Origin of the sequence: Butyricimonas sp. (genome assembly GCF_019423355.1) — a bacterium.
GTDB lineage: Bacteria > Bacteroidota > Bacteroidia > Bacteroidales > Marinifilaceae > Butyricimonas > Butyricimonas faecihominis.
The window spans coordinates 83,426-100,267 of the sequence record NZ_JAHZBP010000014.1 but is presented as its reverse complement, the minus strand read 5'-3'; the positions used below and the strand labels follow the sequence as shown (position 1 = coordinate 100,267).

Annotated in this window: 11 protein-coding genes; all 11 read left to right on the top strand. The window is 39.0% G+C overall.

The genetic code is table 11. The annotated features are described in order from the left end of the window. Positions 1-54 precede the first annotated feature (54 nt). The 11 genes from QVC79_RS16680 to QVC79_RS16630 all read left to right on the top strand — a co-directional run bounded on the left by QVC79_RS16680 (position 55) and on the right by QVC79_RS16630 (position 16,833). Positions 55-633 carry an RNA polymerase sigma factor gene (locus tag QVC79_RS16680; protein ID WP_270594941.1) on the top strand — a complete coding sequence of 193 codons (579 nt, stop codon included), beginning with the start codon at positions 55-57 and terminating at the stop codon, positions 631-633. Between the two features lie 319 nt (positions 634-952). Beyond that, positions 953-2,122, top strand: coding sequence for a FecR family protein (locus QVC79_RS16675; protein ID WP_270594939.1), 1,170 nt, complete (start codon positions 953-955; stop codon positions 2,120-2,122). Between the two features lie 153 nt (positions 2,123-2,275). Then, positions 2,276-5,512 (top strand): SusC/RagA family TonB-linked outer membrane protein, encoded by a 3,237-nt coding sequence (locus tag QVC79_RS16670; protein ID WP_270594938.1) that lies wholly within the window; start codon positions 2,276-2,278, stop codon positions 5,510-5,512. A 12-nt stretch (positions 5,513-5,524) separates the two neighbouring features. Next, complete coding sequence (locus QVC79_RS16665; protein WP_270594936.1) at positions 5,525-6,961, top strand: RagB/SusD family nutrient uptake outer membrane protein; 1,437 nt, start codon at positions 5,525-5,527, stop codon at positions 6,959-6,961. A gap of 12 nt (positions 6,962-6,973) precedes the next feature. After that, complete coding sequence (locus tag QVC79_RS16660) at positions 6,974-7,714, top strand: DUF4843 domain-containing protein (protein ID WP_270594935.1); 741 nt, start codon at positions 6,974-6,976, stop codon at positions 7,712-7,714. A 3-nt stretch (positions 7,715-7,717) separates the two neighbouring features. Continuing rightward, complete coding sequence (locus tag QVC79_RS16655) at positions 7,718-9,175, top strand: hypothetical protein (protein ID WP_270594934.1); 1,458 nt, start codon at positions 7,718-7,720, stop codon at positions 9,173-9,175. Between the two features lie 6 nt (positions 9,176-9,181). Next, positions 9,182-10,321 carry a TlpA disulfide reductase family protein gene (locus QVC79_RS16650; protein ID WP_270594932.1) on the top strand — a complete coding sequence of 380 codons (1,140 nt, stop codon included), beginning with the start codon at positions 9,182-9,184 and terminating at the stop codon, positions 10,319-10,321. Between the two features lie 23 nt (positions 10,322-10,344). Then, entirely contained in the window at positions 10,345-11,424 is a 1,080-nt protein-coding gene (locus QVC79_RS16645) for a TlpA family protein disulfide reductase (RefSeq protein WP_270594931.1), read from the top strand. A 116-nt stretch (positions 11,425-11,540) separates the two neighbouring features. Beyond that, complete coding sequence (locus QVC79_RS16640) at positions 11,541-12,095, top strand: RNA polymerase sigma factor (RefSeq protein ID WP_270594929.1); 555 nt, start codon at positions 11,541-11,543, stop codon at positions 12,093-12,095. Between the two features lie 53 nt (positions 12,096-12,148). Next, entirely contained in the window at positions 12,149-13,312 is a 1,164-nt protein-coding gene (locus tag QVC79_RS16635) for a FecR family protein (protein WP_270594928.1), read from the top strand. Positions 13,313-13,452: 140 nt separating this feature from the next. Further along, positions 13,453-16,833: a SusC/RagA family TonB-linked outer membrane protein gene (locus QVC79_RS16630; protein ID WP_270594927.1), complete on the top strand. Its 3,381-nt coding sequence runs from the start codon at positions 13,453-13,455 to the stop codon at positions 16,831-16,833. The last annotated feature ends 9 nt before the right edge of the window (positions 16,834-16,842 follow it).

Below are 16,842 nucleotides of genomic sequence, written 5' to 3'. Positions count from 1 at the left end.
CGTTCGTTTATTGCTTGATAAATTGTAGATCAATTAAGACGTAAGAAGTTGGAAATGAATTTGAATGAAGATCGGTCGTATATTTCGGGGTTACGGAAACGAGACACCCGAACTTATGAGGTCGTATTTAAAAAATACTATCAGCCACTTGTTATGTTTGTTGTGCGTCATGTTGGAAATGAGGATGTTGCGAAAGATATTGTACAGGATATTTTCTTTAAATTGTTTGAAAGTAGTCATTCTCTTCCCGATAATTTTCAGTTAAAATCATGGTTTTATAGGGTTGCCCGTAATGCTGCGGTTGATTATCTTCGTCACCTGCAAGTGGAGGATAAGTATAAATTTCTGATGGCGGAAGCGATGATTAGTATCCCGGATATAGATGAAGAGATTGACGAACAAGTGTACGCTAAAGTGAATTTGGCTATAGAGAGTTTGCCGGAACAATGTAGGTTGATTATTAAGTTGAACGTGTTGGAGGGGAAGAAATATCAGGAGATTGCAGAAGAATTAGGAATCACGATTAATACGATTCGTACACAGGTGTCCAGAGGATATAAAAAGTTGCGGGATATTCTCTCGGAAGAGGTCGATTCTTCTGTTTTATTTTTCATGTTTCTGAAAAATAAATAGTCGAATTCGTTCATGTTATCCGGGGTATTTGCAGGATATTTACGTTATAGTTTCTTTGGTGTCTCACTAAGAGGTCAACGATAGGTTAACGATAGGTCAACGATAGGTTAACGATGCAGACAATGGATTTTTATTTGATTTTGTCTTGAAATTGAATGAATGTATTAACGAGACATCGGTGAGACTTGTTTACAAGTATTACGAGGGATGGATGAAGTCTTTCCAAAAATATTTTTCATATTATTCGGAAAAAAATTGAAATTCTTGTCACACAAAATAAATGGCTGTCCGTTATAGGTATGTTTTTAAGACTGGGATTATGGAAGATAAAACTATATCGGCTAGATTGATTTATCGCAAGATTAAAGGAAAGCTTTCTGCGGCGGAGGAGGAACGTTTTGATGTATGGCTAAAAGAGGGATGGGAACATCGGGAATACTATGAGCGGATGCAGCGAATGTATCAGGAAGAGAATATGCAGGAAGTTACGGTAGGAAAAATTCAGGATGCATGGGAGATGTTTGAAAAGCGTGTACAAGGCCGGTGGTATGTAGAGAGGAAACGGCGTTGGATGTGGGGAATGAGTGTTGCTGCATCTGTGGTGGTCATGCTTTGTTTGGTAATGTATTATCAGGTCAACACGAGGAAGGACGTGAATATAGCCGTACAAAATATTGTGCCGGGACAGTATAATGCTATTTTGGAAATGGCTGACGGGTCCACATACCATTTGGGAGAGCAACAAGGCTCATTGCAAGAGAAAACGGGGAGGCTGATAAAGATTGATAGTACACTAGTGAGTTATCTACCCGTGAGTAACAAGCAGGAAATACCTCAAGAGATCGTGTACAATAAATTGAGCGTGCCCAGAGGGGGTGAGTACCGGATTGAATTGGAAGATGGAACAAAAGTATGGATGAATTCGGAATCTTGTTTACGGTATCCGGTTGCTTTTTTTAATGATATGCGAGAAGTGTATTTGGAGGGAGAGGCCTATTTCGAGGTGCAACGGGATGTGGATAGACCTTTTATAGTTCATTCCGGTGAACAAAAAGTGACGGTGTTGGGAACGAGTTTCGGTATTAGTTGTTATGCTAGTGAGGTAAATGATTACACGACGCTGGTTTCAGGAAAAGTAAAAGTCGATTTTGAGCGGAGAAAGCAAAGTTTCGTGTTAGAACCGGGAATGCAGGTTGTATATAATAAAGAAAGTGGTGTTGCCACGGAGAAGAAAGCGGATGTTGCGGAATTCGTGGCTTGGAAAAATGGGAAATATGTATTTAAACAGAAACGTTTGGAGGATATTTTATCCACCTTGTCTAGGTGGTATGATTTTGAGGTTTTCTATCGAAACGAAGACGTGAAGGAGGTCTTGTTCTCTGGTGAGTTGAGGCGGTTTGATGACTTCAGTTACCTGTTGCAATTGATAGAACGTACGAGTGATGTGAAGTTTGTTATAGATAAAAAGATAGTACAAGTAATGAGATAAAAGCGAAACAGGAGAATACGGCAATATCCTCCTGTCACATATAAGCCGGCAAGCTTATTTGATTGTTTAATTTTACACTACAAATCTATGAAAAAAAGAGGTAAACTGTGCACACCTTTTCAAAAAAGGTGGTGTCAAAAAATTCTTTTATTAATGAAGCACCTTTGTATTTTTTTGTTCGTGTTCAATTTCGGATTGAATGCGGCGGTTCATTCTCAGAACCAGCGAGTAAGTATTGAGTTAAAGAATGCGAGTATCGAGGAATTGATCGGGGCGATCAAGAGCCAGTGTGACATGGGATTTTTGTATGATTACAGCAAAACGAAATCCGTGAAAAATATCACGGTGAGTATGCAAAACGTTTTGTTGTCGGAAGTTCTGGTAAAGGCATTGGCGGGTACTGGTTTCGTGGCGGAGATCGAGAATAATATGATTATTATTAAAGAGGCTCCCCAAAATCAACAAAAAGAGACCCGAACGATTAGGGGGCGGGTGACGGATAACAAAAAGGCTTCTCTGCCGGGAGTAACGGTTTTGATCAAGGGAACGTCTATCGGTGTCGTGACGGATACGGCAGGAATGTATCAGATCACATTGCCGGATCAGAAGGAGGTTATCTTAGTTTTTTCTTTTGTTGGAATGGAAAATGTTGAAATTAAGGTTACTCCTGAACGTCAGGTGTATGATGTCATTATGCAGGAGTCTCGTACGGCCTTGGATGACGTGGTGGTTACCGGATTTTTCACGAAAAATAAGCAGAGTTTTACCGGATCGGTAAAAACTGTTTCAGTTGAAGAAATCAAAGCAGTTTCCAACACGAATTTGATCAGTGCCTTAGCGATGTTGACACCGGGCCTCAAGCTTGTGGAGAATAATCAAGCCGGTTCGAATCCGAATCACCTTCCGGAGATTGTCATTCGTGGAACTTCTTCTTTGACTACCGAGGCGGATGTTAATCCGAATCAGCCGATTATTATTTTAGATGGTATTGAAATTACGCTTCGGGATTTGTATGATCTTGATATTAACGAGATTGAACGAGTTGATGTGTTGAAGGATGCGTCGGCATCCGCTTTGTATGGGGAGAGGGCTGCCAATGGAGTTATTGTTATTGAGCGGAAAAAAATCTTGAATGACAAGTTACGCTTGACTTACAATCTGGATGGATCGGTTGATTTTCCTGACTTGACAACGTATGATTATTTGAATGCGGCGGACAAGTTAGAATTTGAACGAAGGGCCAAGTTGTATGATTTCGAGAATAAGTATGATTTGGAGGATTATAATCGGAAAAAGCTATTGATTTCTAAAGGAATGGATACGGATTGGATGTCCAAACCTTTGCGTACTGGTTATACGATCGGTAATTCGATCGGAATTAGTGGTAAGGGAAATGATATGACTTATCGGGTGAATGCCAACTTGAGAAATGTGAAGGGGGTTATGAAGGGCGATTATCGAAATACGTATAGTGTAAGTGTATTTCTGTCTTATCACATTGCCAATAAAGTAACGGTTTCTTACCAAAGTAATTATTCCGGCGTGAAGTCAAAAAATAGTCCTTATGGGACCTTTTCCGATTACGTGACTTTAAATCCTTATGATAGTCCTTACGATGAAACTGGTGTTCTTGTTCAGAAATTGTCATGGGATGTCAATAATCCTTTGTATGAGGCGAAATGTGGCAATTTTGACAAGACTTCTGATAATACATTTACGAATACGGTTAATATCCGCTGGGATATTATGAAAGGTTTGTATTTGACGGCTAATGGTTCGCTTGTGACGGGTCAATCCAATCAAGAGATTTTTACTTCTCCGACTTCTGCCGTTTATCTGAGTGAAAAGGATTTGACGAAAAAGGGACAGTTATTAGAGAGTCATAAGAAATCTTTGAATTTGAGTGGAAATTTTGTCGTAAGTTATAATCGGCCAATCGGGGATAACAGTTTGTTGACCGTGAATGTTGGTGGTGATATTTATAAAGATGATTCGAAATCTCATAGTTTTGTTGGAACGGGATTCTTGAAACCGGAATTACATTCACCGCAATATGCCGCAACGTATCAAGAAGATTCACGTCCTAGTGGTAGTCAAAGCCTGACGACTAGAGCCGGTTTTTTTGCTTATCTTAATTTTATCTTGCAAAATAAGTATTTTGTTGATGGAACGATCCGTCGTTCCGGTTCTTCTCAATTCGGGGCGAATAATCGTTATGCTCCTTTCTGGTCTGTTGGTGCAGGTTGGAATTTGCATAATGAATCGTTCTTGCAAAGAGAATGGCTTGGTACGTTGAAACTTCGTTATTCTTACGGAGTAACTGGAAATATTTCTTTCCCGTCTTATCAAGCTATTACGACCTATACTTATAACCAGGATAATTATTATTTACATGGTATGGGTGCCGTTCCAAAACAGATGGGGAATAAGGACCTTACTTGGCAGTCGACGAAAACTCATAATATCGGTTTGAATGCGGATTTCTTGGATAATCGTTTTAGTTTGACTTTTGATTATTATATTAAAACAACGGATGATTTGTTGATAGACCAGACGATTCCGCCATCCATTGGAGAAACGACAGTCAAGAGTAACTTGGGAAAACAACGCAATAAAGGTTACGAGTTTGATATTTCTGCCGTGTTGGTTCAAAATAAAGATTGGCGATTTAGCTTGAAAGTGAATGGTTCTCACAATAAGAATAAAATTTTGGCAATTAGCAATGCCTTGGCTGCGGCTAATGATGTGGCTAATGAATCCAGTGCCGGTAAACCGAAAGTGTTGTATAAAGAGGGACAATCCACGACAGCGATATATGCGGTTCGTTCTGCCGGAATTAATCCAGCCACGGGAAAAGAGGTTTTTATCAACAAGAACGGAGAGTATACTTTAACTTATAATACAGATGACAAGGTTGTTATTGGAGATGAGGCTCCTAAATTGGAGGGATCTATTTTCCCGATGTTATCTTTTCGGAATTGGTCGTTAAATATTAGTATGTCTTATAAATTTGGAGGACAAACTTATAATTTAACTCGTGCCGAGAATGTTGAAAACGTGGACCCGAGGAAGAACGTGGATCAACGGGCGTTTGACGAGAGATGGACAAACGTGAATGATCTTTTCCCTTATTTGGATATTGCAGACACGGAGTCAAGGACCAATTATCAGAGTAGTCGATTTGTAGAGGATGATGATATATTAGAAATTAACCGGATAGAAATTGCTTATGAATTCCGTTCGAATTGGCTTAAACAAATTGGTTTTAAACGGTTACGCTTATCGGCTGGAATGAATGATATAGCCCGTTTGTCGACAGTGAAATACGAGCGAGGAACTTCTTATCCTTTCAGTCGAGGATTTTCTTTCACGATTAGTCCAACTTTTTAAACCACAAGAGTCATGAAAAAATTGAAATATATACTGATTATTTTCTGTTTCACGTTTCACTGTTCATGTGATAGTTTTCTGGATGTAAGGCCGGAAGGTGAAGTGGTGAACAATGAACTTTTTAAAAATGCAGCGGGTTTTGAGGATGCTATTTACGGAGTATACTCGACGTTAGCCGGGCCTTCTTTTTATGGGCGTACGATGACCTATAATTTTAATGACGTTTTGTCGCAATATTTCTTTCATGATTGGCCGGGAGACGTTACGCTGAAGATTTGTAACTTCGAATATAAGGATGCTTTGGTTCGTCCGACGGTGGATCAGATCTGGGGTGGGATGTATAAAAATATTTCCTATGTTAATAATATTCTGGAAAATTTGGGCCATCATAGTGAGAGTTCTTTGCCATTGTATAACGTGTATAAAGCGGAATGTTTGGCTTTGAGAGGTTTTATGCATTTCGACATTCTTCGATTTTTCTGTGAGAATATAGTGAATAACCCTTCGGCTCAAGGTATTCCTTACGTGGATAAATATGATTTGACTGTTAGTCCGTTTTTAACGGCAGAGGCCGCTTACGGGAGAATTATCGAAGACTTGAAAGCTGCGGAAGAGATTATGCAGGAAAACGGGGAGTATTTTGATGACGCTGATAAACAAAATAATGAATTCTTGAAAGATCGCCAGATTCATATGAATTTATATGCTATTCAAGGAATGTTGGCCCGGGTGTACTGGATGAAGGGTGATTTAAAAACAGCAGCAGAGTATGCCCAAAAGATTTTGGATTGCAAACATTTTGAGTTGGCTGATAAATCTGAAATTGAGGATTTGATAAATGGAGTTCTTTCTCCTAAAGAAACAATTTGGGGATTATTCTCTGCCAATTTTTACACGAATGTTCGAGCTGATCTCTACTTGTCTGGAGGTTCTTCTAGTTTGTTCTTGAAAGCTGATCATGATGATACTTATATGGCTGATAAAGAGGGTACGGATTATCGATATGAAAAATGGTTTAAGAATTATAGTGCCATAGAAGCAAGTGGTATGCGTTGTATTAAAGTTTTGGATACTTATGAATTGAATTATGCAACACGTTCGGATGCCAGAGTGAAGGGTGTGAATATGCTTCGTTTGCCAGAATTGTATTACATTATTACCGAATATTATTTAAGTATAGATAATCAGACTGAGGCCGTGAAGTATTTCGACAAAGTATTAGTTTCCAGAGGACTTACAGGTTATGCCGATCGTCAAGGTGCTACACTTACTTTAGAAAAAGTTATTCAAGAAAGAAGGAAAGAGCTTGTTTGTGAAGGGCAGTATTTTTTTACGCAGAAGAGATATAATCAAAATATTTATGAGCCTAAAAGCGGTAAAATCTATCAGGCGTCTAATGATATTTATGTACTTCCGCTCCCGGAAAATGAAACCGAATACAGATATTAATTCGATATGACTATGAAAAAAGCATTTGTGTATTTATTATTTTTTAGTGGTCTTATTTCGTTATTTTCTTGTGAAGATACCGATTACCAGATATACGATAAGAATCAGAAAGATAAGCTGTTTTTTACGGAGGATTCAGTCCAGTTTACTTATGGGTTAACCCGAGATCAAGATGTCGATTTGAATTTGGAAGTGAATTTAATTGGTTTCGTGGATTTGTCACAGAACAAGACGTTTAAAGTTGAGATCGTGAAAGAGAAGACGACAGCTTTAGAAGGAGAACATTTCACGTTGGCAGAGGAAAACACGATTCCCAAAGATTCGGCGGTGGCGTATGTCCCTTTGGATTTTCACAAGTTACAACTTGAAAAGAACAAAGAGTATGTGTTGACGCTGCGTTTGGTGGAAAATGAAAATTACGTGCCGACGGATATTAAAGAGTGTATAATCTTGTTTAGCAACAAGGATATTGAAGCTCCCGTGTGGTGGCAATCCGGTAAACTTGGGGAATATAATCAGGAAAAGTTAATTCTGTTCGTTGATTTTTATCACCAGTCTAAAGAAAAGAGTCCTGTAATCTATGAACTTATTCGAAAAACGTGGGGGGAGAACTTAGATCAAGGAACGGCAACGAACTTATTGACAATCTATCGGTATCAAGGATATTTGAAACGTTATATTTTGACCCCGATGTATGAATATTATTTAGAGAGTAATGATCCGATGTATCAAATTCCTAATCCTAATAATTAAGCCATGAAACGATTATATTATATCATATCATTTCTAGTTATTCTGTTTTCGTTCAATTCTTGTTATGATGATTCTTCTTCTCTTGCCGTGAAAGAGATTGCGGAAATTCAGGTAACAAGTAACGTGAAGGATACCATTAATCTATATTTGGGAGATAACATTTCCATTAAAAATCAGTATTCTTACACGGGAGATGACATCAGTTGGCAATGGAGTATCGGTAAATACACGGAAAATGCGGTAACTGATCAGGTGTCGACTGTCTTTAAAGAGATTAGTACGGAGCCGGATTTGGAATATAAAACAACGGATTTGGGACATTATTTCCTTCGTTTGGTGACTACCAATAAATATGGGAGTGATATTAAATATTATCACGTGTTTGTTAATTCCGAATTCGAAGAAGGATATTTGATCTTGGGTAAAAGAGAAGATGGAAAGGGGAGCCTCGCCTTTATGAAGACTTTGACACCGGAAGAAATCGCTCAAGGATTACAACCGGAGTTTCGGCAGAATCTTTTCGCTTACACGAATGATGGAGAAGAATTGGGTGAAGGACCCATTGATTGCGATAAAGTGTACGATAAACTTTATATTATGTGTGGTAAAGCTCAAAAATTATATCAGATAGATGCGAAATCGTTTCAGTTGGTACATGTGTTTGATTACTCTATCTATGGAAATGATTTTGTACCTCAGGATTTAATCTCCTATGATTCCAAGTATTGCAGTGAAATTTATAGTACCTCTCCTAATGGTGGAGTTACCAAGGTACAAATTGCCGATTTGGAAATTTTCCCGTACACGGATCTTCCACAGAATATAAAATTTACCCGGACGTATGATCGACCGAATTATTCTGCCTCTAAAGTGATCGCTTTTATTGATGATGTAAATAGTAAGATATACGCAAGTGGTTTTAATGCAGCGGATTTTAGTTTCAGTTATTTCCCTTGTTATGACTATTTTGATGGACGTGAGATTATTCAGGTATTTTTCGATGTGGATGGGAATATGTTGGTCTACACGATTAAAGAGGATAAGTATTATTTAACTAAGATCGGATCAACTTTAACGAGCTTTGAAACGTTGCAACTGGATGTGGTGTATGAAAGGGAGTGTACGGAGAATACAACCTTATTCAATAAAAATTCTGTATTTGAAGTTAACGATCCTAGTTCTTGTCTTTTCTTTGGAAATCAGAATATGGTATATAAATGGACTTACAATCAATCGGAAATTCCATCAAAGGCTTTTATTACCTTGCCTGATGGTGAGATTATTAAATGTATGAACCAGTCTGCAGATCATAAACAGCTTTATATCGGGACTTATAATAGTAGTCGTTCCGGTCTGAAAGGCTCTTTGTATATTTATGATAGTGATACGGGGAAAGTTATTGGAAAGCCTTATGAAGGAGTTGCTGACGAACCAGTTAAGGTAATGTATAAAGTAAAATAAGTGGCAATGAGTAAAATTATATTTTTTATGTGCGTGGTCGGATTACTTGTTCCGGCCACTCTCATGGCTAAAGTTGAGAAAGTAACTTTGAAAGGTACTATAAAGGGACTTGGTAATGAAGAATTGATTCTTATGAATAGTGACCGAAGTGAAATAACCCGTACGAAAACGAAAAACGATCATTTCGAGATCGTGACAGAAGTGGAGACTGGGGATCTACGTTATTATATTCTTTATGCGCCATCGGTGGGTCCATTAGGACCTTCTATGGCAATTCCTACGATTCACTTTTTTATTGATTCTCCTAAAATAACCGTCGAGGCAGAACTCAAAGACAAACAGATGCGCTTGAAGTCGTTGAAAGGTTCTCCGGGCTGGGAGGAGCATAATCGAATTCTGGAATCTTTGCCATCAAGTTTGACGATTCAGAAGGTGTATGATCGCTATAATCAAGCTTTTCATGAATATAACGAGGTCGAACAGACCGAGGAAAATATGAAAGAATTAAAAGCAGCAAGTCATGAGATTGATGTTTTACAGGGGCAAAGACGTGAAGAGATATTTGGTCTGTTACCCCAATATACGACGAGTATGCCTTTTGCTGTCATCATTTCGTCTTATTTTGGAATTGATAACATTGATGAGGCGGAAAAAGTGTGGAATCAATTTGATCCTTCAATTCGGCATTGTTATGCGTTAAAGCAATTAGAGAACTTAATTCAGCGTGGTAAAAATTGTACAGTTGGGCATGAGGCTCCCAATTTTGAATTGATTACCTCTACGGGTGGAAAAATTGCGTTGTCTTCTCTTCGTGGGAAATATGTACTCATTGATTTTTGGGCCTCTTGGTGTGGACCTTGTCGTCGAGAGATTCCCAATATTAAGAAAGTATATGCGGAATTTAAGGACAAAGGATTACAAGTTGTGGGTGTTTCTATTGATAATTCCGATAAGGCTTGGAGGAAAGCGTTAGAGGAGGAGAATATAGATTATTTGCAACTCTATGACCCGGAGGGGATTACTTCTAAATTATATAATTATAATGGAATTCCTTTTATTATATTGATTTCTCCGGAGGGAATTATATTGGAGAAGGGACTTCGGGGAGAGAATATTCGGGAGAAAATCACGGAATATTTGAAGTAAATGAATTTGAAAATATGTGTTTGATGGGGAAAAATATTTTGATTTTAATGTGTTTTATGAGCTTGATAGCTTGTAAAAGAGAGGCTGTTTTTGAATTGGAGGGGAATAGTGAACAAGTTCTGCGAGAACGTACCGTTGGATTAAGATATCCGACAGCTCCGGGACGTCAATACTTTCTTTCGACTCAAGCGGATTCAAGTGGTCATTTCTTGTTAACCGGAGAAATTATTCCCGGTAAAGCAGCCTCGCTTAATTTTGGTTACCAACATCTTCCTTTGTATGTTGAAAAAGAGCATTATCGGGTGATTAAGGAAAATGATAAGTATTTCGTTGTTTCCGACAGGAAAGAGTCTTTACAGAATCGGTATGTACAGTATATGCGTCGAATAGATTCATTGGATGCGACTTATAACCGATTGAGTCATGGTTATGATACTATTTCTGATATAAATCGGAAAGCTCAACTTTCAGATCAGATGAAAAGGAAGTTTGCATTACGGAATGATCAGGTTATTTCAGGTATAAAAGAATTTGCAGGAACAGAAATCGCTTTGAATATTATTAATGAGCTAATGTATCTCTGTGAGGTTGATTATCGTTTTTTTACAAAGGCGATGAAAGCATTGGGAGATTCAATTCCTGAAGGAGATTTGAAAGATAAGATAACGGAAGCTTATCGTCAAGCACAAGGGCGGCAACTCACGGGGAAAGCTCCTGTATTTCGTTTGCCTGACGTGGAGGGGAGAATGTATACATTAGAGGATTTTAAAGGGAAATATTTGTTAATTGATTTCTGGGCTTCTTGGTGCGCTCCTTGTCGAGCTAAGAATAAAGAACTTAATAAACATTATCAGGAATTAAAAGACCTAGGAGTAAATGTCGTGTCGGTTTCTTTAGATAATGACCGTAAAAAATGGGTAAAAGCAATGGAAGAAGATCAGGTCGCTTGGTTACAATTGGTAGATCTGGATGGGTTCGAGAAAAGTAAAGTTAGGGCTGATTACAAGGTGAGTGGGGTACCAACGGTATATTTGATTGATCCTGAAGGAAACGTGTTGATTACAGGGCCGAGTTTGGAAGAGATTAAAAATGCAATCAAGTAGTATACTGGTATAACAGGAAATATTTGGATTTAAAATAAAGAGTCGTCCGGGAATTTTGGGCGACTCTTGTCTGTATAAAATAAAGTCATACCTTTGTGTTAGCAATATAAACGTGTATGATGAATGTTGATGATGTTTTATTGGCTAAACGTATCACGGAGAGAGATGAAGAGGCGTTTAAAATCTTGTATGAAGAGTTCTTTCATGCGTTACTTTCTGTTGCGTGTAAGTACGTGGGGATAGAAGAGGCTAGGGATATTGTACAGGATACATTTTTCAAGTTATGGAGCGCCCCGCATAAGTTTATGCACATAAATGATTTGCGTTTTTATTTGTATCGTACGGTTCAGAATCAGTGTCTTAATTATATCCGGGATAAAAAGGTAGAGGATAGTTACCGGAGTAAGACGGAGGTGACCACGGAAGATTATTTTTATAACGCTTTGCTGGAAGAGGAAATTTTTATTCGCCTGAGACAGGCGATCGATGAACTTCCGGAAAAATATCGGAACGTGATTAATTTGAACTTGGAAGGGTTGAGTGATAAAGAAATTGCAGAAAAGTTAGAGATCACGATAGATGCTGTGAAACAGCAAAAGAAGAGGGGAAAAGAACAATTGAAGGGAAAGTTAACTCACCCATTTTTACTTTTACTGATAAATTTCATTTAAAATTTTGTCACTTTTTAAAGGGGTTCGTGTCATAAGATAAAATAGTAGAAATTATGACGGAACGATTTAAGCAGATTACCCGGCTTGCGGATTTGATAACAGCAGAATTGACAGGAGAGATTAATGATGCTGATCTCGAAGAATTGGAGCGTTGGAAAGCCGCATCTGCAGAAAATCTTGCTTTATACGAGCAATATAGGTCACAGGCTTTCTTGGAAAAAAAGATACGTTTTATCGGGCAGAATAGTTGGGAAGAGGCTTATCGGGATTTTGAAAATGAAACGAGAAAAGTCAAGCGTCGGAAAAGGAGTTTAATATTTTATCGGTATGCCGGAATTATAGCGGTGTTAATCATTTTAGGTGGTTCTTTTTATTTATTCAAGGATAAACGGAATGAGGATGTGTTACCAGTGGTAACTCAAAAGATTCATCCGGGAGGCTTGAAAGCTATCCTGACTTGTCCGGACGGGACAACGGTGGATATTTCAGATACGACGTATTTGGCTTTTGTTGAAAAAGGAAAATTGAATGTTTCCTCTACTGAAGAGGAGGTGACAACACGGGAGGATCAAGAGCATTTTCATACGATCACGATACCGCGGGGAGGAGAGTATGCCTTGACGTTGAGTGATGGGAGTCGTTTGCGAATGAATTCCGAGTCTGAAATACGCATCCCTGCACATTTTAACGTGAATTCCCGTGATGTATATATGACAGGAGAAATTTACTTTGACGTTACTCGTAACGCAACTATTCCCTTTGTTGTTCACACTCAGCAAGGGACAATAAAAGTGGTGGGGACTTCATTCAACGTGCGGAATTATTCTGATGAAATATTTATGGCCGCAACGTTGGTTTCTGGGAAAGTTGCTTTTGAGGTAGAGGGGAAAGATACTTATTTAAGTCCGGGAAAACAGTTGAAATTGAACAAAGAGAATGGGGAGACAAGTGTCGAAGAGGTCGATGTCGGATTGTTCTGTTCGTGGAAAGACGGGCGTTTTGCTTTTGAAAAGCAACGTTTAGAAGAGATTATGAACACGATTTCACGGTGGTATAATATCAATGTTTTTTATGAAAATCAATCGATGAAAGATATTCTGTTTACAGGAAATATTAAGAGATACGAGGACTTGGATCAAGTGATAGAAATGTTGAGATTAATAAATAAAATAGATATAGAAGTCAATGGAAATAATGTTTTTGTAAAAAATAGTTAATAAAACAGGTGATACTGGTAATATCACCTGTCGTAGTCCCTGAAAAAGGATTCAGGAAAATAATTTATCTAATTCACAAATGTATGAAAAAAAAGTTTAAATGCAAGGGCCGATGTTTCGGTCTTGGAAACTTTCGTTCTATGAAATTTTTTGTATTGTTTATGTTACTTGCGGTGTTTCAGGTGAATGCCGAAGTGAGATCTCAAGAAACGTTCTTGAGTATTAAGAAGACGAATGCTACATTGATCGATATTTTAAAGTCGATTGAGGCACAAAGTGAGTATACTTGTTTGTATAGTTATAGTGATGTGGCTAAAGTGGCTAATCTGACGGTTGAGTTGAAGAATGTTCCCGTGCAGGATGTTCTGGAGGTTTGTCTAAAAGATACGAAGTTGGGATATAAAATTGTTGACCAGACGATTATCATTCGTAACTTAACGGAATTGGAGCAGAAGAAGGACGAGGTGAAGAAAAAAAGTATCACGGGTAAGGTTACTGATTCCAAGAAAGAACCTCTTCCCGGGGTGACAATTTTGGTCAAGGGTACAACTATCGGAGTCGTGACTGATGTGGAGGGTAATTATAAAATCACGTTACCCGATCAAAAAGAAATATCGTTGTTGTTTTCGTTTATCGGGATGGTTTCACAAGAGATAAAAGTAACCAATCAAACTGAGATCAACGTGGTGTTGGAAGAGGATGTCGAGAATTTGGAAGAGGTTGTCGTGAACGGTATTTTTACACGGAAGGCAAGTAGTTTCACGGGGTCTATTGTTTCCGTGACGAAAGAAAAGTTATTACAGGTGAGTAATCAGAATGTTTTTCAGAGTTTGAAGAATTTGGACCCGAGTTTGATGATCTTTGATAATATGGATTATGGTTCGGACCCGAACCGTAATCCCAAGATGCAGTTACGGGGAACTTCTTCTTTTAATTTGAGTGGTGGCGAGGTCGATCTGAAAGGAACGTATGGGACAGACCCTAATGCCCCGTTGTTTATTCTGGATGGTTTCGAGGCAACGGTACAAAAAATCATGGACTTGGATATGAACCGGGTGGAGAGTCTGACGATCTTGAAAGACGCGTCTGCAAAGGCTATTTACGGTTCAAAAGCGGCAAACGGGGTTATTGTTATTGAAACCAAGAAGACGACGGACGGGGAGTTACGGGTATCATATACCGGGAGTGTCGATCTTTCTATCCCGGATTTATCTTCCTATCACTTGACGAATGCCGCTCAAAAGTTGGAAGTGGAGAAAGATGCTGGTTTATATGATGGTGATAAGTATGATCCCACGGGATTGCCTAAAAAATATAATCGTATTCTATCGGCAGTTTTGGCCGGAGTGGATACGGATTGGTTAGCTAAGCCTTTACGTACGGGCGTCGGAACCAAGCATACATTATCCGTGGAACTGGGAAGTAATGATTTGCGGGTAATTGCTGATTTATCGTATAATAATATACAAGGGGTCATGAAGGGGTCCGAGCGCGTGAACACGGCCGGTTCGCTGATGGTGTCTTACCGGCATAAGAAATTTAATTTCAGAAATATATTGACCGTGACCTCCAATGTGAGTAACGATTCCCCTTATGGTCAATTTAGCGAGTATGCACGTTTGAATCCCTACTGGTCTCCTTATGATGAGAATGGTTTATTGTCTCAGAATATCGCGCTTCAATTTATTGATGATAAAGATAAGGAAACGTCCGATGAATTCGTGGCTAACCCGTTGTATAACGCCTCGTTGAATACTCTTTTAAGACAGGAATATATTGACGTGACGAATAATGCCTATATCGAATGGATGATAAAGCCGGGATTGAAGGCAACGGGACGTTTCGGGATCACGGAGAAACGGACGAAAGCCGATGAATTTTATCCGGCCAATCATTTGAAATTCAAGTCTTATTCGGATGATGATTATTTTCGCAGGGGATCCTATCAGATCAACGAGGGAGATAACAAGACGCTGACTGGGGATTTGAACGTAAATTGGTCGAAAGAGTGGGGAAAGCATTTCGTGTTCGGTAATCTTGGATATACCCTTTCGGAAAATACCTTTGAAGAGGATATTTATAATGCCGAGGGTTTCCCTAATGATAAGATGAATAATATCATTTTTGCCAAACAATACACGAAAGATATGAAACCGACCGGAGTGGAGTCAACTACTCGCGACATGGGTTTTTTGGGTGTTGCCAACTATGCATACGATAATCGTATTCTCGTGGATGGTTCTTACCGGGCGAGTGCGTCGAGTCAATTCGGTAGCAATAGTCGTTGGGGACAGTTCTGGAGTGTCGGGATGGGATGGAATATTCATAACGAACGCTGGATGAAGGACAGATGGGAACATTTGAATATGTTGAAATTAAGGGGATCTGTCGGTTATACCGGTTCACAAAGTTCGGAAGCTTACGCGTCAATCGCATCGTATAAGTATTTCATGGATCAGACATACGATCAGTTCTTGGGTGCTTATCTGAAAGGGATGAAGAATGATGATTTGAAATGGCAGGAAAAACTGGATTATAATATTGGTATTGATGTGGATATAGCCCATAATTTCACGTTGAAGTTTGACTATTATATTTCACAAACGACCAATACATTGTTGGATTTTACGATTCCGCCTTCCACGGGTTTCACTTCGGTAAAAGAGAATATCGGTGACGTGAAGAATACCGGATTTGATGCCTACCTGACTTACACGCCTTGGAGAAACATAAAAGATCGTTCTTTTTTCACTTTGACGGCGGCCGTATCACATAATAAAAATAAAATCACCGGTATATCCGATGCCATGAAACAGTATAATAAGAAACAGGACGAGATTGCCAGTGATCGTTTCGATAATCGCCCGGTGCAGAAGTATTACGAGGGTGTTTCCATGACAGCGATATGGGCGGTAAAGTCTTTGGGTATTGATCCCGCGACAGGTGAAGAGATTTTTTTGAGCAAGGATGGAAAAAGGACAAATTCTTGGAGTGCGGCCGATATGGTGATTTGCGGGGATGAGCTGCCGGACTTTTCGGGTAATTTCGGATTCAATTACACGTGGAAAGCGTTGAGTTTGAATTGTGTGTTTCGTTACCAGTTCGGGGGACAGATGTATAACCAGACATTGGTAGATTTGGTGGAGAATGCAGATCTGAATTATAACGTGGATAAAAGAGTGTATGACGGACGTTGGAGAAATCCGGGCGACGTCAAGCCTTACAAGCGCTTGAGATACGTGAATGTGCAGAAACCGGGAACGAACGAGTGGGAGAGTAAGATGATCAAAACACAGGCGACTTCCCGTTTCGTGCAAGACCGGAATGACTTGACTCTTTCTTCCGTGAATCTCTCGTATGATATGATGAATCATGATTTTATAAACAAGATTGGCTTGAAAGTGTTGCGTTTCTCGTTTTACATGAATGACGTGTACACATGGTCATCGATTCGGGTGGAGCGAGGAACTTCCTATCCGTTTGCCCGGAGTTTTAATTTTTCATTGTCTGCAACTTTTTAAATAGAATAA